Here is a 19,905-nt window from a genome sequence, read left to right as displayed (position 1 = left end):
TATATAAACCTATACAGCACGGTGTTTTTACTATATTAAAAGTATGGTAAAGGTTTGTATAAGTGTCCGGTATATATGCTATTTTTGATAAATTAAAATAGTAATATTCTATGAGATTTATATTGTTGACATTGGGATTTCAACGATACATTTTCGTAGGTCGGATTGTTGCGAGTGGATATATATTGCTATGTATTCGGCTACTAAATGAAAGGGTTACTGAAATGAAGTAGGCGGATAGCAAGTATATAGAAAGGAGAAAGGTAGAAAATATGAAGCAAGTATTGAAGTGTTTTAATGTCGTAACAATGATCACACTTCTTCTATCCATCATATTGCCTTCGCCCAGTGCTTTTGCTACAGAGATAAATAAAAAAAGCTGGGATGAGTTACAAGGAAATGATGTGAAAATTAAGGCAGAGCAAGTGAATGCTGAAATGTATAAGGGAGAAGTAGCGGAGAGGGAGCACGTATTTCAATATAAGATTGAAAATACGGGAGATACACCAATCCGAGAATTAGTAATTAAACAAAATAATGACAATGGAATTGAGTTTCTTTCGCAATCTGTGAAAGTAAACGGAGAGAAGTTACTTGAAAATAAGGTAGCGGATTTCTATGTAGAGGAAAAAGATAATGGAGGAAAGGTTCTTTCTTCTAATCTTAAAATTCAAGATTTAAAATCACATGAAAAAATGACTGTATTAATAAAAGCTCGTCGTGCGCAACATTTTAATAAAGAGTATAAGCAGAAAATTAGTGTGCAAAAGGATCAACTACAAATAGGAAACATGTCTGTAGATGTTGAAGGGCTTCCTTCTGAAGAGAAGTTAGAAGCTAATACCGATGATGAGGCTGACAGTAGTAAGAAAGCTATCGGATCAACAACTGATTCAAAAACTAAAGAAGTGGATGGGAAATTAAAAGTATCTGTAGAAGATAAAAATACATCTACACAAAAAACAGAAATAGAGAAGGTAAAACAACCTGAAGCTGAGAAGCAACTAGAAAAAGAGGAAAAGCAATCACCTTTAGCAGTAAAGCAGAGTGATGCAGAAGTACAAGCTGCATCAGAAAATGCTTCGAAGGTTCAAATCCAAACAGGAGATAAACAAGGATTTGGAGACCCGTTGTATTCTACAATTGCTCCTGGTAATTTAGTACAGACTGGTAATGTGACGCTTGGTTTGACATCTGATCATTATGGCAGACAAAGTATGGGTTATAAAACGAATAAAATGACGGTTGATGTTGATAATGATGATAGTACTTTTAATTCGTCAACAGGTGCATTTCCTAACATTCCTGCTGGAAGTAAAGTGAAAAAGGCTTACTTATTCTGGACAGCAGCAATGGGGTTACCAGGAAATATCGCTGATAGAAAGGTTACCGAGGATCAAGTAAGGCAACCAGTCAAAATGAGAATGGGAAATAAAGAATATGCAGAGGTAACTGCTGATAGCATAAGAAAAGCTGATTATCTACCTTATATTTCTAATTATTCAGGTAGTGGCGCAGGATATGTAGCGTATGCAGAAGTAACAAATATAATTGCACAGCAAGGTATTTCTCAAACGTTGACAGTTGCAAATGTGCCACAAATTAAAGATGTAACAGGTGGCGGCTATTACTGGGGTAACTGGAATCTTATATTAGTTTATGAAAACTATAAAGAAACAGTAAAAGACATGAAGATTTGGGAAGGGCTAGTCTCTCAAAAAAGTACAGCCTGGACAGATATTAGTGTTAATAAAATAAACACACCAAAAGAAGGCGCTTTTAAGGCGAAATTTAGTTATTTTTCATCGCAAGGTGATCCAGCTGATAATGATGGATATGCCTATGATTATGGAGAGTATGATTTTGGGTTAGGGTATCAAAAGTTTAAAAATATTAAAGGTAAAGATAATGATGTTAATGACTCATCTATGACAGAAGTACAAGTAGATGGTACTAACGAATTTGTTACGAAAAAATACCCAGGATATAATCCAGATTGGACAAATTCTTTCAGTACAGATATTCATACGTATCACCTTGAAGGACCCACTCAAGTGAAAAATGATTTAAAAGAAGCAAAAATGCGTTTTAGAGCATATGGTGGTGGCGGTGATATTTACGTATTAAATAACGCTACATTCGTTACAGAACATAATGCTCCAAACTTACAAGTTGATAAAAAGGCATTAGATAGTACCGGAAAAGAAATTAAGGACGTTAAAGCTGGTGAAGAGTTTACGTATCAAATTGAAGTGAAAAATGATACGAAAAATAACCAAGCGCCGGTATCAAATGTAAAAGGTTTTGATAAATTAGATGATCGTTTAGAGTATGTTCCAGGGTCTATACAATATGTTTCTGGAAGTAATAAAGGAAATAAAACAGATAATGCAAGCGATGATGAAGCAGAGTTTGTAAATAATCAAATTGATTTCCGTGTTGGTGAGGGTGCAGATGCTAAAAACGGTGGTGTTTTAAAGCCGGGTGAAAGTACCGTTATTACATTCAAAGTAAAAGTGAAAGATTCTGTACAATCAGATACAACAGTAAAAAATGTCGTTGTTGTAAAGGGACAAGATAGTGCCGAGATAAAGTATGAAACTGAGGACGATGCAAATGTTACGGTTACTACCCCAAAAGAAGTTCCAGGGGAAATAGAGGCGAGAAAAATAGCTTCTAATAAAACACCGAAGTTAGGTGATGAGGTAGAGTATCGTATTACATTTAAAAATAAGATAAAAGATGGACGTCTAGATGTATTGACGATTGAAGACGAATTACCAAGTAGTCTTGAATACGTGAAAGATAGTTTGAAAGCCGAAGGTGTAAAACCAGAGCCAGTAGAGCTGAAGTTTGAAAATGGCAAAGTAATTGCAAAGTATCCAGAAATTATGGATATGGAAGAAAGAAGTATCGTCTTTAAAACAAAAGTAAAAGAAACTGCAAAAATTGGTGAAGAAATTGTTAACAAAGCAACCGTTAGTGATAAAACAAATCCACCAAAGGATCTAGAAGAGAAGATTACACCACAGCATAAGGCCGGTAAAATTGATGCAAAGAAAAAGGCAACAAATAAGAAGCCGAAGCTAGGAGAAGAATTTGAATATCAAATTAGCTTTAAAAATACGGTGGAAAACGGAAAACTAGATGCAATTACAATAGAAGATGAAATTCCAGCTAACTTAGAATTTGTTCAAGGCAGTGAGAGAGCTGAAGGTACTGAACCAAATCCAGTAGAGTTAAAAGTAGAGAATGGTAAGGTAATCGCAAAATATCCAGAAATTACGGATACAAAAGAGCGAAGCATCGCCTTTAAAGTGAAAGTAAAAGAAGAGGCAAAAGCGGGAGAAACGATTGTTAATAAAGCGGTTGTGAGTGAGCCAAATGGACAGTCTGAGCATCCAGAAGAAAAGATTACGCCGGATTATAAATACGGTAAAGTGGATGTAGAAAAAAACGTAACGAATCAAACACCAAAACTAGGAGAAGAAGTGGAATACCGAATTACATTTTATAATACGGTAGAAAACGGAAAACTAGAAACGGTGCTAGTAGAAGATACACTACCTAAAGGTGTTGAATACGTGAAAGATAGTTTGAAAGCTGAAGGTATAAAACCAGAGCCAGTAGAACTAAAAGTGGAAGATGGCAAAGTAATGGCAAAGTATCCAGAGATTATGGATACAGAAAAAAGAAGTATTGTTTTTAAAGTGAAAGTAAAAGATTCGGCAAAGGTAGGGGAGGCAATTGTAAATAAAGCAATTGCAAAAGATCCGAAAAATGAGCCTGTTGAATCGAAGGTTGTTATTACACCGCAAAGTAAAAAAGGTGAAATTGCTGCTACAAAGGTAGTTAATAATAAGAAGCCGAAGTTAGGTGAAGAAATCGAGTACCGCATTAGTTTTCATAATACGGTTGAGAACGGAAAACTAGAAACGGTGCGAGTGGAAGATACAATTCCAAAAGGTCTTGAATATGTAGAAAATAGCATCAAGGCCGAAGGAGAAGCACCTGGACCAGTAGAATTAGCTGTTGAAAATGGGATAGTCAAAGCTAAGTATATCGATATTATGGATATGAAAGAAAGAAGTATCGTCTTTAAAGTAAAGGTGAAGGAAGAAGTAAAAGTAGATAAAGAGATTGTCAATAAAGCAATTGTTGATGATACGAAAAATCCACCGATTGAACCGGAGGAAAGAATTACTCCGCAACATAAGGATGGAATAATTGATTCGAAGAAGACAGTAGATAATCCATCACCAAAACTAGGAGAAGAAGTAGAATACCGAATTAGCTTTAAGAACACGGTAGAAAACGGAAAACTAGAAAAGGTAATAATAGAGGATACAATTCCTAACGGTTTAGAGTATGTAAAAGGCAGTGAAAAGGCTGAAGGTGATAAACCAGCTCCATTAAAGTTAAGTGTGAAAGATGGAAAAGTTATTGCTGAATACGACAATATTACGGATATGAAAGAAAGAAGTATTGTCTTTAAGGTAAAGGTGAAGGAAGAAGCGGAAGTGGGGAAGGAAATCATCAATAAGGCAATTGTTGATGATATGAAAGATCCGAAAGAACCAGAAGCGAAAATTACACCATTACACAAAGATGGAAAAATTAAAGCGAAGAAAATCGTAAATAATGAAACACCGAAGTTAGGAGAAGAAGTAGAATACCGAATTAGTATGAAAAATACGGTAAAGAACGGAAAGCTAACAGACGTGACAGTAGAGGATACTTTACCAGAAGGTTTAGAGTATGTAGAAAATAGTTTGAAAGCAGAAGGTGCCGGAATAGATTCAGTAGAGCTGAAATTTGAAAACGGTAAAGTAATGGCAAAATATCCAGAAATTACGGATACAGAAGAAAGAAGTATCGTTTTTAAAGTGAAAGTAAAAGAAGAAGTAAAAGTCGGTAAAAAAATCATTAATAAAGCAACTATTGATGATTCGCAAAATAAGCCAGTTAATCCGACAGCGGAAATTACTCCTCAGTATAAAGATGGAAAACTTGAAGCAAAAAAGATAGTAAATAATGAAACGCCGAAGTTAGGAGAAGAAGTGGAATACCGAATTAGCTTTAAAAATACGGTAGAACATGGAAAGCTAACAGAGGTAAAAATAGAAGATGATTTACCAAATGGATTAGAGTATGTGAAAGATAGTTTAAAAGTAGAAGGTTCTAAGCCAGATCCAGTGGAATTAAAATTTGAAAACGGTAAGGTAATGGCAAAGTATCCTGAGATTACAGATACAAAAGAGAGAAGTATTACCTTTAAAGTGAAAGTAAAAGGTAAAGTGAGCGATTCAATTGTTAATGAAGCGATTGTGAGCGATACGAAACATCCGCCAGAAACACCGACAGCAGAAATTATTCCGCAACATAAAGACGGAAAAGTGAAAGCGAAGAAGACGGTAAATAATGAAACGCCGAAGTTAGGAGAAGAAGTAGAATACCGAATTAGTTTTAAAAACACGGTAGAAGACGGAAAACTAGCAGAGGTAAAAATAGAAGATACTTTACCAGAAGGTTTAGAGTATGTAGAAAACAGTGTGAAAGCAGAAGGTACTAAGCCAGATCCAGTAGAATTGAAAATGGAAAATGGTAAGGTAATGGCGAAGTATCCAGAGATTACGGACACAGAAGAAAGAAGTATCACTTTTAAAGTGAAAGTAAAGGAAGAAGTGAAAGTCGGTAAAAAAATCGTCAACAAAGCAATTGTTGATGATACGAAAAATGAACCAGAAACACCGACGGCAGAAATTACTCCGCAGCATAAAGACGGAAAAGTGGAAGCGAAGAAGACGGTAAATAATGAAACGCCGAAGTTAGGAGAAGAAGTAGAATACCGAATTAGTTTTAAAAATACGGTAGAAAACGGAAAGCTAGCAGAGGTAAAAATAGAAGACGATTTACCAAATGGATTAGAGTATGTGAAAGATAGTTTACGAGCGGAAGGTACTAAGCCGGATCCAGTAGAACTGAAAGTGAAAGATGGAAAAGTAATCGCCAAATATCCAGAGATTACGGATACAGAAGAAAGAAGTATCGTCTTTAAAGCGAAAGTAAAAGAAGAATTTAAAGTTGGTGAAGGTCTTGTCAATAAAGTAGTTGTTGATGATACAAAAGATCCAACAACTTCAGAAGTAACAATTATGCCAGAATATAAAGACGGTAAGCTTAAAGCAGAGAAATTTGTAAACAATAAAAAACCGAAATTAGGAGAAGAAATAGAATACCGAATTAGTTTTAAAAATACGGTAGAAAACGGAAAACTAGTAGAGGTTAAAGTAGAAGATGAAATTCCAGCTGGATTAGAGTATGTAGAAAACAGTTTACAAGCAGAAGGATCTAAGCCTAGTCCGGTAGAATTGAAATTTGAAAACGGTAAGGTAATGGCAAAGTATCTAGAAATTACGGATACAAAAGAAAGAAGTATTATCTTTAAAGTGAGAGTAAAAGAAGAGGCAGAAATAGGCAAGGAGATTGTTAATAAAGCAATCGTAGTAGATACAAAAAATGAGCCCGAAGAGCCTCATGTGGAAATTACTCCGCAATATAAAGATGGTAAAATTGCTGCGCAGAAAGTGGCGAATAATCATAAACCGAAACTAGGAGAAGAAGTAGAATACCGAATTAGTTTTAAAAACACGGTAGAAAACGGAAAACTAGCAGAAGTGAAAATTGAGGATCAACTACCAAATGGATTAGAGTATGTGAAGGATAGTTTAAAAGCAGAAGGTAATGAACCAAATCCGGTAGAGTTAAAAGAAGAAGCTGGAAAAATTACAGCGAAGTATGAAAATATTACTGATACAGCTGAGCGTAGCATTATCTTTAAGGTAAAAGTAACAGAAGCAGTAAAAGTCGGGAAGAAAATCGTGAATACGGCAATTGTGGATGATGATAATCCGAAGAATCCTCCGCAAAAACCAGAAGCGATTATTACACCGGAGTATAAGAATGGAAAAATAAAAGCTGAGAAAACAGTAAATAACCCAGCTCCAAAATTAGGAGAAGAAGTAGAGTATCGAATTACGTTCCGTAACGTAGTTGAGCACGGAAAATTAGCGAAGGTGAAAATTAAGGATGAATTACCAAACAGTTTAGAGTTTGTAGAAGGTAGCGAAAGAGCTGAGGGGGATAATCCAAAACCGTTGCATGTAAAAGTGAAAAACGGCATAGTACTCGCAGAATATCCAGAAATTACGGATACGAAAGAAAGAAGTATCGTCTTTAAAGCAAAAGTGAAAGAAAAAGCTAAAATTGGCGAAGCGATTGTGAATACGGCGGTTGTGGAAGATACTATAAATCCACCAGAGAAACCGAATGTCGCGATACAACCTCAACATAAAGAGGGTGTATTACAAGCTGAAAAAACAGTGAGTAACCATGAACCGAAGTTAGGAGAAGAAGTAGAATATCGAATTAGTTTTGAAAATACGGTAGAAAACGGCAAACTAACTGAGGTGAAAGTAGAGGACGAAATTCCAGCTGGTTTAGAATACGTACAGGATAGTATAAAGTCTGATGGGCCGGAACCAAATCCAGTAGAACTTAAAGTTGAGAATGGAAAAGTAACAGCAAAGTATCCAGAAATTACGGATACGAAAAAAAGAAGTATCATCTTTAAAGTGAAAGTACAAGAAACGGTACAAGTAGGAAAAGAAATTATAAACAAGGCGGTTGTGGATGATAATAATCCGACAAATCCACCAGTTGAGTCACTTATACCAATTACACCTCAATATAAAGATGGGAAACTAGAGGCAAGGAAAGAAGTAAGTAACCATGAACCAAAGCTAGGGGAAGAAATCGAATATCGAATTACTTTTAACGGCACAGTAGATGGCGGGAAGTTAGTTGATGTAAAGATTGAAGATGAAATTCCGTCTGGTTTAGAGTATGTGAAAGAAAGTCTGGAGGCCGTAGGTGATAAGCCTGTGCCAACAGAACTTAAAGTCGAGAATGGAAAAGTAACAGTGAAGTATCCAGAAATTACGGATACGAAAGAAAGAAGTATCATCTTTAAAGTAAAGGTAAAAGAATCAGTAAAAGTTGGAGAGGAAATAACAAAAAAAGCGATCATTCATGTAGATGATCCAGATCATCCAGTTATGGAACCGACAGCGACAATAAAGCCAGAATATAAAGATGGTAAGTTAAAAGCGACGAAGACAGTAAATAATAAAGAACCGAAGCTAGGAGAAGAAGTAGAATACCGAATTAGTTTCAAAAATACGGTAGAAAACGGCAAACTAGCAGAGGTAAAGGTAGAAGATGAAATTCCAGCCGGTTTAGAGTACGTGCAAGATAGCATTAGATTTGAAGGGGCTGAACCAAATCCAATAGAGTTAAAAATGGAGTTTGGAAAAGTAATAGCAAAGTATCTAGAAATTACAGATACGAAAGAACGTAGTATTATTTTTAAAGTGAAGGTAAAAGCAGCACCAAGTAAAGGGATAACAAATAGAGCGGTAGTGGACGATAAAATAAATCCACCACTTGAGCCTACAGTTACAATTTTACCGAAAACAAAAGAAGATCTTAAGATACCAGAAGAGCCGAAAGAACCAGAAGTGAAGCCGGAAGAGCCGAAAGAACCGAAAGAACCGAAGGAACCAGAAGTGAAGCCGGAAGAGCCGAAAGAACCGAAGGAACCAGAAGTGAAACCGGAAGATCCGAAAGAACCGAAAGAACCAGAAGTGAAGCCGGAAGATCCGAAAGAACCGAAAGAACCAGAAGTGAAGCCGGAAGAGCCGAAAGAACCGAAGGAACCAGAAGTGAAGCCGGAAGAGCCGAAAGAACCAGAAGTGAAGCCGGAAGAGCCGAAAGAACCGAAGGAACCAGAAGTGAAACCGGAGGATCCGAAAGAACCAAAAGAACCAGAAGTGAAACCGGAGGATCCGAAAGAACCAAAAGAACCAGAAGTGAAACCGGAGGATCCGAAAGAACCAAAAGAACCAGAAGTGAAACCAGAGGAACCGAAAGAGCCGAAGGAACCAGAAGTGAAACCGGAGGAACCGAAAGATCTGAAGAAACCAGAAGTGAAACCGGAAGTAAGACTGGAAAAGTTAATTAAAGAACCGCAAGCAAAAGTAGAAAAAGAATTACCGAAAACAGGGGCAGCACATTCATGGATGATGTCAGTTGGTGCGGGAATTTCATTCTTAGTTGGCGGAGTATTATTCGTATTAGGTAGAAGAAGAAAACAATAATTTTTTAGACGAAAAGCACACTGAGTTCGATAGTTTATTGGACTCAGTGTGCTTTTATGTTATATAAAAGGAAAGTCCTTCCACGTATGGAAGGAGCTTTATTTTTGCATATTAAAACATACTTGAGCTATGCATCGGTTGAAGTTTTGCATTTGGATCGAAGTAAGCTTTTGCATTGTTTACTGCTGTCGGTGCTTCGCCAAATCCACAAGCGATAAGTTTTACTTTTCCTTCATATGTACAAATGTCACCAGCAGCGTAAATGCCAGGAATATTTGTTTCCATTTTTGAATTTACAAGGATGCTGTTTTTTTGTATATCTAAGCCCCAGTTTTTAATTGGGCCAAGAGAAGAAACGAAGCCGTAGTTTACGATTACGTCATCAACATCGATGATAATTTTTTCCTCCGTTTTTACATGTTGAAGAACGACTTGTTCAATCTTGTCATCACCAATGAGTTCTACTGGAACGTATGGTGTACTTACTTCTGCACGAGAATTCATTAAGCTTTCTACGCTATGTTCATGCGCACGGAATTTATCACGACGATGAACGATTGTAACTTTTTCAGCAATCGGTTCTAACATCATTGTCCAGTCTACTGCTGAGTCGCCACCGCCAAATACTACGACGCGCTTACCAGCAAATTTATTCATATCATCAACGAAATAATGTAAGTTTTTCTTTTCGTATTTCGCTGTACCTTCTAATTCTAAGCGGCGTGGTTGGAAAGCACCATTGCCAGCAGTAATAATAACTGATTTAGAATAGTGAGTTTGCTTATTCGTAACAAGTTTAAATATACCGTCAGCTTGTTTCTCAAGCGTATCGACAGCTTCTTCTAAACAAACAGTTGGGTCAAATTTCTTCATTTGCTCTTTTAAGTTATCAACTAATTCTTGTGCGCGCACTTTTGGAAATCCAGCCACATCATAAATGTATTTTTCAGGGTAGAGTGCGGATAATTGTCCGCCAAGTTGAGGTAAGCTTTCAATGATTTTTACACTTGCTTGTCTCATACCGCCATAAAATGCTGTGAACAGTCCCGTTGGACCACCACCAATAATTGTTATGTCGTAAACTTTTTGATTTTCTGCCACTTTCATTCCCCCTATAGATGGAATTTTGATATTGATTTCATATATTGTTCATATGTACACGAAAATCCTGCAAATGATGACACTTTCAAATAAATGATAGCATATTTGAGTTCATAATACTTCTGAAAACGACTGAATTGTGTGTAAGTTTTCGCATAGGTTCTTTTTTATTGTATAAAATATACAGAAAGGAAAATACATGAAAAAAAGGCTAAAAAACCCTTGAAAACGCTATGTTATTTTAAAATATTGATAATTCTCCAGACGCTTGAATTCTGGAATAAAACCGACTAATATAGGGAAGTATTATGTTAAATTTCTATGACAAAATTCGTACGATTTTTTGACTGCGTTTTGTTATGATATAGAATGTGATAAATTCCACATTCTTGACAAATAGAGTTTTTAGTACTTGGTATTATTTTTCATTACTATTATATAAAGAAAAGGGTTGTGATTTGGTGAAGACTCCAAAAATCGTAGTTTTAGGTGCAGGTTATGGCGGGATGATTACGACTGTTCGTCTGCAAAAAGCATTATCTGTAAATGAAGCTGAAATTACGCTAGTAAACAACAACAGCTATCACTACCAAGCGACTTGGTTACATGAGAGCGCAGCTGGTACATTACAAGATGAAAAAATCTGTCTAGATATTCAAGACGTTATTGATACAAATAAAGTGAACTTTGTACAAGACACAGTAGTAGAAATTAAAGCTGCTGAAAAACGCATTATCTTAAAAGATGGCGAGTTAGAGTATGATTACTTAGTAATTGGTCTTGGTTTCGAATCAGAAACATTCGGAATTACAGGATTAAAAGAGCATGCATTCTCAATCGCTAACATTAATGCAACTCGTGAAATTCGTGAGCATATGGAAGCTAGTTTCTCTAAATATGCAACTGAACAACGCGATGAGTTAGTAACAATCGTTGTTGGTGGTGCTGGATTTACTGGTATCGAGTACGTAGGTGAGCTTGCAAACCGTGTTCCTGAACTTTGCAAAGAGTATAATGTACCACGTGAAAAAGCACGTATCATCTGTGTAGAAGCTGCTCCAACAGCACTTCCAGGTTTTGATCCAGCGTTAGTAGAATACGCTGTAAAACAACTTGAGAAAAAAGGTGTAGAATTCCGCATCGGTACAGCAATTAAAGAAGCAACTGAAGAAGGTATTATCGTTGCGAATGGCGATGACACTGAATTAATTAAGTCTGAAACAGTAGTTTGGGCTGCAGGTGTTCGTGGTAATGGTATTGTGGAAGAGTCTGGCTTTGAAGCAATGCGCGGACGTGTAAAAGTTGATGAGTATATGCACGCTCCGGGATACGAAGATGTATTCATGGTTGGTGACGCAGCGTTAATCATTAATGAAGAAATTAACCGTCCTTACCCACCAACAGCACAAATTGCAATTCAACAAGGTTACAATATTGCACACAACTTAACTGTATTAGTTCGTGGCAAGGGCGAAATGAAGAAATTCGCATTCGATAATAAAGGATCTGTATGTTCTTTAGGTCATGACGATGCAATGGGCGTTGTTATGGGTAAAAAGTTAACAGGTTGGAAAGCTTCCTTCATGAAGAAAGTAATCGATAACCGTTACCTATTCTTATTAGGTGGACCTTTATTAGTTCTTAAAAAAGGTAAATTAAAGTTCTTTTAATATATAGTAGAAAAAGCAGAAACGGCTAAGAACTGTTTCTGCTTTTTTCATATTAAAAATATAGTATAATATATAAAAAAGAAAGAATATTCTGTCCTTTCTGATGGAGGAGGTTATTACATCATGGAGAAACGAGGGAAGGTATGGCTAGCTGTTAGTGGTTTAGTAGCTACAAAAGATGGTAGGTGGCTATTTGTTAAGAAGAAATACAGTGGATTAAAAGGGAAATGGTCTTTACCGGCTGGTTTTGTAAATGAAGGTGAGACGGTTGATGAAGCTGTGAAACGCGAAGTGTTAGAAGAGACAGGCATTGTCGCTCATGTGAAGGGGATTATTGGTGTTCGATCGGGTGTTATTCGTAATGAGATTAGTGATAATATGATTATTTTCCTTTTGGAACCTGAAGGAGAAAATATTATTGTACAGGAGAAAGAATTGTCTGAAGTGGCGTTCTTACATCCGGATAAGATTGTAGACAATCCGAATACGTCTGTGCTTATTAAATATTTGTTAGAAGGAAGATCAGAACTACATCTTGAAGTGGACAAAACATTAAATCCAGGCGAACCATTTGGTTATACAGCTTATCACGTATTTACGGCACGTGCGAGGAGAGGGGAAAAGAGTGAGTATACCGGTACTACTTATTTCAATGATGTTATTCTTTATTTTGTTCTTTGGAATTGGATTTTTACTCAACATGATTTTGCGAGCTACTTGGGTAATGGTTATTGTGTATCCAATTGTTTGTATGCTTATTATTAATAAAGCGAGTATGTGGGATTATTTTTCAAAACCGAAAGAAACATTTTCTTCATTTGGGACAAGTGTATCGCACTTAGGACAAGCAGACGTATTTATTCTATCTACTGGATTAGTAGGGGCTGCTTTAGCAGGAGTCGTAATCAAGAAACTTCGGAAAAGCGGATATCAAATGTTTTAATCTCCAATTAAGTTGGAGATTATTTTTTTGCATATTCCTTCATCGTATAGGGAATGATTAACGATGAAGGAGTGTGGAATATAAAAATGTTAAAACGATATTGTATTCGCATTATGATGACTTGTTTACTTGCAATTGCATTATGCGTAACATGGAATGCTTTCACAGGAGTTTCTTTATTAGAGATTGTAAAGAAATATGAGGGAATGAGTGCAAAAGAAGTACATGCAGCAGAAGTTAAGAGAAATGTTGCTCCGAGTAAAGAAGTGATAAATGCTTTAGAGCAGGCAAACGACTGGTCTAAATATCGTTCAATTGAAATGACTGCAACAGGTTATACATCGGGGATTGAGTCAACTGGTAAGAGGCCAGGGCATCCAGAGTATGGTATTACATATTCAGGTGTCAAAGTGAAAAGGGATTTATATTCCACAATTGCTGCGGACTTACGCGTATTCCCGATTGGAACAATTCTCTTCGTGCCAGGTTACGGGTATGGTGTAGTAGCTGATAAGGGCGGCGCAATAAAAGGAAACCGTCTTGATCTATATTATGATACGGTGAAAGATGTTTATAGCCAATGGGGTAAGAAAAAAGTAAATGTGTACGTAGTAAAAGTAGGAAATGGTAAGTTTACAGAAGAAGAGTTAACGATGTTAAATCAAGATGAAACGATGCAAGTGTTTCGTGGTCAATATTTGAAATAGAATATATAGTTGATAGGGCTTCCTTCTGTATTTTTTAGAAACATTAATATAGAGGAGAGCCCTTTATTATTGGTATTTAATAACTGATTTTCAATGTTTAATTTATGTGTTATAATTTTTCCTGTATTAGAAGGAAATGACAATTGAATAAGGAGGGATGGAAGAGAGTGAAAAAATAGAAGCTCTCTTATTATTATGAGGGAAGGAACTTTATCTCAACAAAATATAGTTGTATTGTTTTTTAAACAGTTACGCCCGAAACAATGGACTAAAAACTTGCTTGTATTTGCAGCGTTAGTCTTTTCAATAAAACAAGTATCTTTAACTATGGTGGCACAAGCTGCAATTTGTTTTGCACTATTTTGTGCAATATCTGGCTGTGTCTATATTTTAAATGATTTTATGGATATTGAGGCAGATCGACAACACCCTGTTAAGCGATATCGACCGATGGCATCGGGTGCATTAAATCCGTATTTTGCTATTACGGCAGGTTGTGTTATTTTAGTAGCGTCTTTAGTAGTTTCATATATACTAAATCCGTTATTATGCTTAGTATTAGCAGTCTATTTTATTTTAAATGTAGCTTATTCAATTCGTTTAAAGCACGTTGTAATCATTGATATTTTAATTATTGCATCTGGATTTGTTTTACGAGCATTGGCCGGTGGATTAGTTATTCAAGTGCCATTTACACCGTGGTTTTTATTATGTACATTATTACTGTCACTATTCTTGGCCATTAATAAAAGACGACATGAATTAGTATTGTTACAGAATAATAAAGGTTCTCATAGAAAAGTATTAGAAAGTTATTCTCCAGCTTTGTTAGACCAATTAAGTACAATTGTTACGTCGGCAACTATTGTAACTTATGCTATCTTTACTTTTAATGCAGGGAAAAGTATCTATTTAATGTGGACAATCCCATTTGTAATTTACGGGATTTTTCGTTATTTATATTTAGTTCACATGGAAGATAAAGGTGGAGAACCAGATAAAGTTTTATTAGAGGATCAGCATATTTTAATAACAGTGTTGTTATATGCGATAACAGTTATTATTATACTATTGAACTTTTAATTACTCTATTCGGGTTTACTAAAACGTTTAAGAGGAGAGTCTTAAACGTTTTTTATTTGGAATAAAACAGTTAAGGAGTATAGAGATGCAACAATTTTTGATGATTATTTTATCAGTTGGTATGGGAGTTGTAGGGCAAATTTTATTAAAGTTTGGCGCAATGAAATCACAAAGTTCAGCGGCTGTAGGTATTATGAATTTTATTAACGTACCGAACTTTTTCGGACTAGCTTTTTACGGTTTAAGTGCATTATTATGGATGATTGTGTTGAGAAAGGTTGATTTAAGTTATGCATACCCAATGGTGAGTTTCGGATATGTGTTTGTTATTATTGCATCAGCATTATTATTTGGTGAAACAATCAATTTCATGAAGATTGCTGGAATGGTATGTATAGTAGCTGGCATTTTATTTATTGCAAAATCATAGGAGGTAAAGCAATGGGAACATATTTATATTGTGTACTTCCATTTATAGCTTGGGTAGCTTCGGGAGTATTAAAATTTTTAGTGAATTATCTTCGTTCTGGAAAAGATGCTTTTCGTTTAGTAGGAAATGGTGGATTTCCTAGTACGCATACAACGATTTTATCAAGTATGGTCATGACAATAGGGTTTCATGAAGGTTTTAATACCCTGATGTTTGGAATCGGGATGGCAATTTTAACAATTGTTATCATTGATGCCACAGGACTTCGCCGTACAGTTGGTAAACATGCAAGAATGTTGAATAAACATATAAGTTCGGAAGAAGAAAAATTAAGAGAGCGCCAAGGACATCATTGGCATGAGATTTTTGGTGGACTTGTGTTAGGAACAGTTATTGGGTACGTAGCACATCTAATTATGGTATTTCTACCTTAGGGGGAGAAGCAATGTTGAATATTTGGAATAATTATAAAGGAAAGGGGATATTAGCCCTTGTCCTTTTCATTTTTTATTGTTCGTTTTATTTTTTCATTGGTTGGAAAATGGATACTCACTCCAAAATTTTGAGTGGGGAGTGGAGTGATACCTATTTTTCTTTTGATCAAGGATATTACATTTTTGGTTTTTTCCTTGAGAGAGGAGAGATAGTAGGGATGAGCTGGTTCCGACATCCATTCCTTTATTATTTTGTTCAAGGATTCATGTGGATACTTGAAACAGTAAAAGTAGGGAATATAGTACACGGTATTATATTCATTCAAGCATTCTTAAGCGCGATTAGTGTAGTGATGATCTATGCATTATGCTGTAAAATTTGTAAGAATGTAATTGTTTCTTTCCTATTAGCGGTTATGTACGGATTCTCAGCTACTATGTTAGTTATTACGTGGACACCGGAATCTTTTATTTATGCAAATTTCACATTGGTACTGATGTGTTTTGTGTGTTATCCATTTATTAATGGGGAAAAAGAAGCAAAAATGGGGTTCAATATTACCAATATATTATTGGCATTAGGAATAACTGGGGTCACTTTAACTAATTCGTTTCTGTGGTTTTTAGGTAGTGTAATGAGTTATAAAAAATTGCAGAAAAAAATTATTTGGACTAGTATTTCTATTGTTATTGTCGTGATTACGTTTGTTTTAGTAATGAACGCAAATAATGTAGTTCTTATCGAGGCAGTGAAGTCTAGTATGGGCTTTACGCAAGAACAGAGTTTTTCACCAGAATACGTCAAACCAGTAGGTATATTGATGTTTCATCTATTATTAGGATCTTCCTTTATCTTTGGTAAATTTTCAGAAGTACCATTGCGAGTAGGAAGTGAAGTTGCACATTTGAACCTTCTTCCTTCACATACTATAATCGGTTGGATTGTAGTTGTATCCGTGTATGCTTTTATATTGGTAGTTGTATGGAAAAACTTTTTAAAAGAACCTTTTGTAAGGTTTTTAAGTTTATGTTTACTATTTAATATTGTTTTACATGGAATTGTTGGCTTTGGAGCATCTGAAGCATTTATTTATGGGGCACATATGGTATTTACAATACCTTTATTATTGGCATATGGCTTTAAAGTGATGAAACGTATAAAAGTATTCGGTTTATGTATAATATTACTATTACTATTAATAAATAATTTTGAGAGTATGTTATATTTCTATCATTTTGCAGTCTCGAACTACTCTTTATAATAAGGTTTATTTTTAATAAAAGGGTACTTTAGATAGGATGTCTAAAGTACCCTTTTATTATTCCTTAAAAATAGATACAAAATAAAAGTCCGAATTATCGCATTTTAGAAAAAATATAGTTATAATAAAAATAGAGAAATTTAGGGGGTCTGAACATGTTTCAAGTACAAAAAGAATTAGCAGGTCATGAAGCGGTAATTGTTGCTTTATTTGAAGAAGAGAAAATGAGTAGTTTTGTACAAGAACTGGACAAAGCGTTTGAAGGGCAATTACAAGTTTTACTAGAAGAGAAAGAATTATCTACGAAGAAAAAGGCCATTTCGAAAGTACATAGCTTAGGGAAAACAAATGTGAAACGTTATTACTTTGTTGGTTTAGGAAAGAAGGAATCTTACACGACAGAAACGTTACGTGCGGCTCTTGGTAAGGCGTTTAAAACACTGCAAGCAGCAAAAGTACAAGATGCAGCAATCTTACTTGATTCTTTCGTAACAGAGAAATTAGACGCGATTGATGTCGCTCATATTGCGGCAGAGGTACAAGGTCTTGGTACATATGAGTTACAAACGTATAAATCAGATAAAAAGGATCGTGTAGAGTTAGAGAAGTTCACGGCTATTACAGCGGAAGATGCACAAGAAATTGAAGCAGCATTAACAGTTGGCTACGTACATGGACGTGCAACAAATTCAGCTCGTACACTTGTAAATATGCCGCCAAACGTATTAACAGCGACAAAGCTTGCTGAGTATGCTGTTGAATTACGGAGAAATATGATATGGACTATAAAGTTCTTGAAAAAGAAGAAATGGAAGACCTTGGTATGGGTGCGTTACTTGCAGTAAACCAAGGTAGTGTAGAGCCACCAAAAATGATCGCTCTTATTTATAAAGGAAAAGAAGAGTGGACAGATGTCATTGGGTTCGTTGGAAAAGGTATTACATACGATACAGGTGGTTATTCTTTAAAACCACGTGAAGGCATGGTTGGTATGAAAGGTGATATGGGCGGTGCAGCTGCTGTATTAGGTGCGATGGAAATTATCGGTGAACTTCGCCCAGAACAAAATGTGATCGCTGTTATTCCTTCAACTGATAACGTTGTAAGTGGTACGGCATTTAAGCCAGACGATGTAATCACATCTATGAGCGGAAAAACAATTGAAGTATTAAATACGGATGCAGAAGGTCGTCTAGCTTTAGCTGACGGTATTACGTATGCGAAAAAACTTGGTGCAAACTACCTTGTTGATGTTGCAACATTAACAGGCGGTGTAATTGTTGCACTTGGAAACTATACGACAGGCGCAATGACAAATAATGAAGAGTTATTTGAGCAAGTGCTAGAGGCTTCTATGGAAACAGATGAGCCAATTTGGCAACTACCGATTTTTGATCGTGATAAAGAACGTGTGAGAAACAGTAAGTTTGCTGATTTAAATAACTCACCAGGCCGTGAAGGACATGCGGTTATGGCAGGTACATTCCTAGGCGAATTCGCTGAAGATACACCATGGGTACACTTAGATATCGCTGGAACATCAGAAACAAAAGGTGCGCACGACTTAGGTCCAGCTGGAGCAACTGGCGCAATGGTACGTACACTTGCAACACTTGTGGAGCGTTTCGGAGAAGAATAATTTTTTGAAGAAAAGGCTGTCTCAAATTTTTGAGGCAGCCTTTTTTATTGGTAATTCGATATAATTTCGTTTGCTACTACGCTGTTGAAAAAAATGTTTATAAAGAAATTGTGTATAAAATTCCATTTGAAAAAGGAAGTACGGTCTGTTTCTTTACAGAACCAAGTGCATCACTTTTTTTGGGTAAGCCAATTGTAACTTTGAGGCGTGTCCCGAGCTCAAGATTAACTTCTGTAATTGTGTTAATGAAAGAATATTAGCAATGGAGACGATACGATTATTTTAACGAGAATGCATCATCATGAAGATGGTTACTTTTAGAAAATGTTGATTCCATTAATGAGCGTGTAATGCTGTTGTAGCTTTGTCTATTAGAAATACCAATATGGATGAGCGACCTCTTTATTGGTATTTAATAGTTGATTTTCAATGTTATACTTATGTGATATAATCTTTCCTGTATTAGAAGTAAATAACAATTGAATAGGGAGGGAAAGAAGAGAGTGACAAAATAGAAGCACTCTTATTATTATGAGGGAAGGAACTTTATCTCAACAAAATATAGTTGTATTGTTTTTTAAACAGTTACGCCCGAAACAGTGGACTAAAAACTTGCTTGTATTTGCAGCGTGTCTTTTCGATAAAACAAGTATCTTTAACTATGGTGGCACAAGCTGCAATTTGTTTTGCACTATTTTGTGCAATATCTGGCTGTGTCTATATTTTAAATGATTTTATGGATATTGAGGCAGATCGACAACACCCTGTTAAGCGATATCGACCGATGGCATCGGGTGCATTAAATCCGTATTTTGCTATTACGGCAGGTTGTGTTATTTTAGTAGCGTCTTTAGTAGTTTCATATATACTAAATCCGTTATTGTGCTTAGTATTAGCAGTCTATTTTATTTTAAATGTAGCTTATTCAATTCGTTTAAAGCACGTTGTAATCATTGATATTTTAATTATTGCATCTGGATTTGTTTTACGAGCATTGGCCGGTGGATTAGTTATTCAAGTGCCATTTACACCGTGGTTTTTATTATGTACATTATTATTGTCACTATTCTTGGCTATTAATAAAAGACGACATGAATTAGTATTGTTACAGAATAATAAAGGTTCTCATAGAAAAGTATTAGAAAGTTATTCTCCTGCTTTGTTAGACCAATTAAGTACAATTGTTACGTCGGCAACTATTGTAACTTATGCTATCTTTACTTTTAATGCAGGGAAAAGTATCTATTTAATGTGGACAATCCCATTTGTAATTTACGGGATTTTTCGTTATTTATATTTAGTTCACATGGAAGATAAAGGTGGAGAACCAGATAAAGTTTTATTAGAGGATCAGCATATTTTAATAACAGTGTTGTTATATGCGATAACAGTTATTATTATACTATTGAACTTTTAAT

General features: G+C 35.6%; 9 protein-coding genes and 3 pseudogenes. 11 read left to right on the top strand and 1 reads right to left on the bottom strand.

The genetic code is table 11. The features are described 5' to 3' along the window. Positions 1-272: 272 nt before the first annotated feature. Entirely contained in the window at positions 273-9,218 is an 8,946-nt protein-coding gene (locus tag NST27_RS24205) for an isopeptide-forming domain-containing fimbrial protein (RefSeq protein ID WP_341035215.1), read from the top strand. 111 nt (positions 9,219-9,329) lie between these two features. Here NST27_RS24205 and NST27_RS24200 read toward each other — a convergent pair whose 3' ends face one another. Next, the gene (locus NST27_RS24200; RefSeq protein ID WP_000829788.1) at positions 9,330-10,319 is read right to left on the bottom strand and encodes an NAD(P)/FAD-dependent oxidoreductase; all 990 of its coding nucleotides are present in this window, start codon (positions 10,317-10,319) and stop codon (positions 9,330-9,332) included. A gap of 461 nt (positions 10,320-10,780) precedes the next feature. On the opposite strand from NST27_RS24200, the gene NST27_RS24195 reads away from it, so the two are divergent. The 10 genes and pseudogenes from NST27_RS24195 to NST27_RS24150 all read left to right on the top strand — a co-directional run bounded on the left by NST27_RS24195 (position 10,781) and on the right by NST27_RS24150 (position 19,904). After that, positions 10,781-11,989 (top strand): NAD(P)/FAD-dependent oxidoreductase, encoded by a 1,209-nt coding sequence (locus NST27_RS24195; RefSeq protein WP_000856612.1) that lies wholly within the window; start codon positions 10,781-10,783, stop codon positions 11,987-11,989. Between the two features lie 123 nt (positions 11,990-12,112). Beyond that, positions 12,113-12,613: pseudogene (locus NST27_RS24190) on the top strand (NUDIX hydrolase); the annotation flags it as partial. A 1-nt stretch (position 12,614) separates the two neighbouring features. Beyond that, on the top strand, positions 12,615-12,932 hold the full coding sequence (locus tag NST27_RS24185) for a YuiB family protein (protein ID WP_000027016.1): 318 nt from the start codon (positions 12,615-12,617) through the stop codon (positions 12,930-12,932). Positions 12,933-13,018: 86 nt separating this feature from the next. After that, complete coding sequence (locus tag NST27_RS24180; protein ID WP_009327527.1) at positions 13,019-13,639, top strand: 3D domain-containing protein; 621 nt, start codon at positions 13,019-13,021, stop codon at positions 13,637-13,639. A 195-nt stretch (positions 13,640-13,834) separates the two neighbouring features. After that, entirely contained in the window at positions 13,835-14,722 is an 888-nt protein-coding gene (locus NST27_RS24175; protein WP_001206694.1) for a decaprenyl-phosphate phosphoribosyltransferase, read from the top strand. 85 nt (positions 14,723-14,807) lie between these two features. Beyond that, positions 14,808-15,152, top strand: coding sequence for an EamA family transporter (locus NST27_RS24170; protein WP_001183889.1), 345 nt, complete (start codon positions 14,808-14,810; stop codon positions 15,150-15,152). 11 nt (positions 15,153-15,163) lie between these two features. Continuing rightward, entirely contained in the window at positions 15,164-15,586 is a 423-nt protein-coding gene (locus tag NST27_RS24165) for a divergent PAP2 family protein (RefSeq protein ID WP_061661748.1), read from the top strand. Between the two features lie 14 nt (positions 15,587-15,600). Next, positions 15,601-16,848, top strand: coding sequence for a DUF6080 domain-containing protein (locus NST27_RS24160; protein WP_061661749.1), 1,248 nt, complete (start codon positions 15,601-15,603; stop codon positions 16,846-16,848). A gap of 155 nt (positions 16,849-17,003) precedes the next feature. Next, positions 17,004-18,487: pseudogene (gene pepA / locus NST27_RS24155) on the top strand (cytosol aminopeptidase). A gap of 531 nt (positions 18,488-19,018) precedes the next feature. Continuing rightward, positions 19,019-19,904 (top strand): annotated as a pseudogene (locus NST27_RS24150) (decaprenyl-phosphate phosphoribosyltransferase). Position 19,905: the final 1 nt, after the last annotated feature.

The organism is Bacillus sp. FSL W8-0770, from assembly GCF_038008705.1.
Classification (GTDB): Bacteria; Bacillota; Bacilli; order Bacillales; family Bacillaceae_G; genus Bacillus_A; species Bacillus_A cereus.
Note: the sequence above shows the minus strand (reverse complement) of the source record. Positions and strands in the feature narration are given on the sequence as shown.